Raw genomic sequence first — 4,194 nt, forward strand, 5'->3', positions numbered from 1 at the left:
AGGAAGAAAAACAAAAGGTAATAGAACTTGGAGGATTAGCAGTAATAGGAACAGAAAGACACGAAAGTAGAAGGATAGACAACCAGCTAAGAGGTAGAGCCGGAAGACAAGGAGACCCAGGAAGCTCCAGATTTTACCTATCTCTTGAAGACGATTTACTCAGACTATTTGGAGGAGACAGACTTAAAGCTTTAATGGATAGACTAAAGATTCCGGAAAACGAACCAATAGAAAGTACAATGGTATCAAAAGCTATAGAAAATGCACAAAAAAGAGTAGAAGGACAAAACTTCCAAATAAGGAAGAGACTACTCGAATTTGACGATGTAATGAATAAACAAAGACAAGTAATATACTCTTTAAGAAGAGATATACTTGAAGGAATAAACCTAAAAGACGAGATAAAACTTTGGCTTACAGACGTTGTTTTATACTTCTTAGATAAATACGCTCCGGCAGAAGAGTACCAAGAAAAATGGGATATCGAAGAACTCAAAAAAACATTCAAAGAGTGGCTTGGTGTAGACGTAAACATTTCAACGGATAAAGAATGGGATAGAAAAGAGTTAGAAGAACACATACTAAAGCAACTTGAAGATTTTTACAACCAAAAAGAAGAGAAACTTGGAAGCTCTTTAATGAGAGAGTTTGAAAGATACATGACATTGCAAGTTTTAGACAACCTTTGGAAAGACCACCTACATAATCTTGATAGATTGAGAGAAAGTGTTTACCTAAGAGGATACGCTCAAAGAGACCCATTGGTAGAGTATAAAAAAGAATCTTTTGAACTTTTCGAAGATATGATGTTTAAGTTAAAATACAACACATTAGAATACCTTTACAAACTCCAAGTTCAATCGGAAGAAGTTTTAGAGGAAGAAAAAGCCAAAAAAGAAAAAGAAGCAGAAAAAACACTGAAAAAGACAGAAACAAACAAAGAAGAAGAGAAAAAGAAAAAGGTAATAAAGTACAAAAACCGGATGGAAAGAAGAAAAAGAAAGTAAAAAAGTTAATAAATGTTTAACAATTTAGCTATCATCTTTTTCTTTTTTTCATTAGGCTACATTTACAAAAAGCTAAAAATCTTTCCTCAGAGTTATTCAAAATCTTACGTAGATTTTATAATGTATGTAGGCTTTCCTGCTTTAGTGATAAACAACATATACCATTTAAAATTTACATCAGATGTTTTTATGACTCTTTTAGCAGGATGGATTATGTTGATAATCAACATATTTTTTTCGTACCATGTTGCAACAAAAATACTAAAATTAAACAAAAAATCAGCTATATCTTTTGCAATGGTTTCAACCTTTGCAAATACAGGATTTTTAGGATATCCATATATCTTATCTTTATATGGTCAGGAAGGCCTAAGATACGCTGTAATATTTGATAATGTTGCAATGTTTTTACCAATTTTTATAATGGCACCAATTTTAATATCCTATGCAAAAGGAGAAGCATCTTTCAATTTTGATATCAAAAAACTCTTTCTTTTTCCGCCATTTTTAGCCCTTTTAATAGGGTTAATGTTAAAACCATTTACACTTCCGGATTTAATCATCAAAATTCTTGATACACTTGGTTCTACCGTCATACCACTGATTCTTTTTTCAGTAGGTATGAATTTAAAATTTTCCGCGATAGGAAAAAATTTAAAAGTAATATCTTTCGTTTTACTTATAAAACATATTTTACTTCCATTATCATTTTTAACTATCATTTTAATCTTAGGCATTTCCTTAACGCTTCCTTGGAAAGTTGCAGTTTTACAACTTGCAATGCCTCCAATGGTTTTAGCATCCATATTTGTAATAGAAGCAAACTTAGATAAAGATATAGCAGTATCATCAGTTGCTTTGGGAATTGTTTTAAGTTTTTTGACGGTTCCAACTATATACTATCTATTAGAAAATGTGATATAATAATTTACTTAATTAAGCACGCTTTCTCTTAAAGGGTTGCCCTTTTACAGGGTTAAAACTTAGAGAAGGCGGAAGAAAAAAACCCTTATAGGAGGTATTTTTATGTCAGTAGAAGTTAGCATGAGAGAGCTTTTAGAAGCCGGAGTTCACTTTGGACATCAGGTTAGAAGATGGAACCCTAAAATGAAGCCGTACATATACACAAAAAGAAACGGCATTCACATCATCGACCTATCAAAAACGGTTCCTCTTTTCAAACAAGCTATTGACTTTGTAATCAACGAAGTTGCAAACGGAGCAGAAATCCTTTTCCTTGGCACAAAAAAACAAGCACAATCTATTATTGAAGAGCAAGCTCAAAGATGTGGTGCTTACTATGTTAACTACAGATGGCTTGGTGGAATGTTTACAAATTTCCAAACTGTTAGAAAAAGTATAGCAAAACTAAGAAAGCTTCAAAAAATGGAAGCAGAAGGGGCTTTTGAAATATTACCGAAAAAAGAAGTGATGAAACTAAGAAAGCAAAAAGAAAAACTTGAAAAGTATTTAAAAGGTATCGTTGATATGAACAGAGTACCAGACATAATTTTTGTAGTAGATACAGTAAGAGAAGACCTTGCTGTTACGGAAGCTAACAAACTTGGTGTTACCGTTGTTGCTATAGCAGACACAAACTGTGACCCAGACAAAATAGATTATCCAATTCCAGGAAACGACGATGCTATAAAAGCCATAAGCCTTATAACTTCTAAAATTGCTGATGCTGTAATAGAAGGAAAGAAAATGAGAGAAAGTTTAGGAACAGCTGTAGAAACAAGAACCATAGAAGAAGAATTACTTGCAAAAGAGTCCGAAATAGTTGAATCTGGATATATGGGAGCTAAGAATTACTCCAAAGAAGAAAGACTATCTGAAATAATAGAAAAAGAAGCAAAAGAAGCAGTAGAAGAAGCAAAGGAGGAAGTTTAAGATGGCTGTAGATGCAAAATTAGTAAAAACATTGAGGGAAGTGACCGGAGCAGGAATGCTCGAATGTAAATCCGCGTTAGAAGAAGCTAATGGAGATTTAGAATTAGCTGTTGAGATATTAAGAAAAAAAGGTGTAGCAAAAGCTGCTAAAAAAGCCGGAAGAGAAACAAAAGAAGGATTAATTCATGCTTACATTCATGCAGGTGGAAGAATAGGAGTTCTACTGGAACTCAACTGTGAAACAGATTTTGTAGCAAGAAACGAGCTTTTCAAAGAACTTGCAAACGAAATAGCACTCCAAATAGCTGCGATGAAGCCTCAATACGTAAAAAGAGAAGATGTACCAAGGGAAGTAGTAGAAAAAGAAGGTGAAATCGCAAGAGAAGCTGCGATAGCGGAAGGAAAACCTGCTCATATAGCAGAAAAGATAGCAGAAGGAAAATTAGAGAAATTTTACAAAGAAGTATGCCTTTACGAACAACCTTACATAAAAGATGATAAAAAAACTGTAGAAGAACTAATAAAAGAGTACATAGCAAAAATTGGAGAAAACATACAAGTAAGAAGATTTTGCAGATACGAATTAGGAGAGTAAAACTTGCCTTTAGTTTATAAAAGAATACTGCTTAAACTTTCTGGTGAAGCTTTGATGGGGGAACAAGAATACGGCATAGACCCCCAATTTGTAAGTGAACTTTGTGATGAAATAAAAGATGTTTACGATATCGGAGTACAGATAGCCATAGTAATTGGTGGCGGAAACATTTTCCGTGGAATAAAAGGCACGGAGATGGGATTGGATAGAGCAACTGCCGATTACATGGGAATGCTGGCAACGGTGATGAATGCACTTGCTCTTCAAGATGCTTTAGAAAAAAAAGATGTTCCAACAAGAGTTATGTCTGCTATTGAAATGAGACAAATTGCTGAACCATACATAAGAAGAAGAGCGATAAGACATCTTGAAAAAGGAAGGATAGTTATCTTTGCTGCCGGAACCGGCAGCCCGTTTTTTACAACGGATACAACAGGAGCACTAAGAGCTGCAGAAATAAAAGCTGACTTACTTTTAAAAGCAACAAAAGTTGACGGAATATACGATAAAGACCCAGTAAAACATCCGGATGCTGTTTTATTAAAAGAAATAACATACTTAGATGCAATCAACAAAAACCTCAAAGTTATGGACCATACAGCATTAACCTTATGTATGGAAAACAAACTTCCCATAGCTGTTTTCAACATAAAGAAAAAAGGAAATCTAAGAAAAATAGTTTTTGGAGAAGAAGTAGGC

Annotated in this window: 4 protein-coding genes and 1 pseudogene; all 5 read left to right on the forward strand. The window is 33.9% G+C overall.

Translation table 11 applies throughout. The features are described from left to right. Positions 1-1,007 (forward strand): annotated as a pseudogene (locus tag NE054_RS07210) (preprotein translocase subunit SecA); the annotation flags it as partial. A 12-nt stretch (positions 1,008-1,019) separates the two neighbouring features. After that, positions 1,020-1,931, forward strand: a complete 912-nt coding sequence (locus NE054_RS07215) for an AEC family transporter (protein WP_297890180.1) — start codon at positions 1,020-1,022, stop codon at positions 1,929-1,931. A 102-nt stretch (positions 1,932-2,033) separates the two neighbouring features. After that, positions 2,034-2,900, forward strand: coding sequence for a 30S ribosomal protein S2 (gene rpsB / locus NE054_RS07220; RefSeq protein WP_297890182.1), 867 nt, complete (start codon positions 2,034-2,036; stop codon positions 2,898-2,900). A 1-nt stretch (position 2,901) separates the two neighbouring features. After that, on the forward strand, positions 2,902-3,495 hold the full coding sequence (gene tsf / locus NE054_RS07225; RefSeq protein ID WP_297890184.1) for a translation elongation factor Ts: 594 nt from the start codon (positions 2,902-2,904) through the stop codon (positions 3,493-3,495). A gap of 3 nt (positions 3,496-3,498) precedes the next feature. After that, positions 3,499-4,194 (forward strand): UMP kinase (pyrH, locus tag NE054_RS07230; RefSeq protein ID WP_297890186.1); only part of this gene is annotated, 696 nt, incomplete at its 3' end.

Origin of the sequence: Sulfurihydrogenibium sp. (assembly GCF_027448985.1) — a bacterium.
Taxonomy (GTDB): Bacteria; Aquificota; Aquificia; order Aquificales; family Hydrogenothermaceae; genus Sulfurihydrogenibium.